1 pseudogene is annotated in these 817 nt (G+C 56.7%); it reads right to left on the bottom strand.

Annotated features, from left to right (window positions below):
- Positions 1-44: 44 nt before the first annotated feature.
- A pseudogene (locus tag B7449_RS18515) lies at positions 45-420 on the bottom strand (transposase); the annotation flags it as partial.
- Positions 421-817: the final 397 nt, after the last annotated feature.

Genomic DNA, 817 nt, shown 5'->3' on the forward strand with positions numbered 1-817 from the left:
GGCATAAGCACTTCCTGACCGGCACAAAACCGTTACAAGTCCACCTTGATGCTCTGGCTGTCGATCACCGCTACTGCCGGACTGGCTTCGCGACCAGCCTGTTCCAGGTCGAGCATCAGTTCAACGTCATCAATGGTCTGGAACAGGAAGCCTCGCGCCAACTCACGAAAGCAGCCATGGACCGTGCGACAGTGCCTAGGATGGATCGGCAGCATCCGCCAATCCCAGCCTGAACGAACGAGATAGCGCACCGCATCGATCACCTCACGGAATTCGAACCTCTCGTGAGCGGCTACGACGCCCAAGACCTGGCATCAAAGGCGCGATCGGCTCCCATTCCTCGTCCGTCATGTCAGACGGGTAGCGTTTCGTCTTGCGGGTGATCCTGGCCATCCGGCCCCTCTGCTCTGGCGTCCACATCCAGAGCTTGAATCACATCAGACCGATTTTCTAAACAGGCTCTTAGCCATGGGGCTTCTTGACGCATTGCCGCACGCTCCGCGCTACGTCGTCTGCGATTGGGGCTATGCCTCGAACCGGTTCCGAGAAGCCCTGTGGGAAAGGGGCTCACGCCCGGTCATCCCCACAAAACGCGACGAGCCGCAGGTAGCCTGCCCCAAATGGATCTATCGGCATTAACATCTGGTTGAAAACCTATGGGCACGTCTTAAGGAGTAGAGAGCGGTCGCTACACGATACGAAAAAACCGCCACATCCTTCATGGCCGTCATCTGCATCGCTGCAACCGTAGATCATCTCAAGACCTAACAGGCCCTAACACTACAGTTGTGTTTTGATGTGAGAGGCGTAGGCTTTT

Source organism: Komagataeibacter intermedius TF2 (genome assembly GCF_000964425.1).
GTDB classification, from domain to species: Bacteria; Pseudomonadota; Alphaproteobacteria; order Acetobacterales; family Acetobacteraceae; genus Komagataeibacter; species Komagataeibacter intermedius.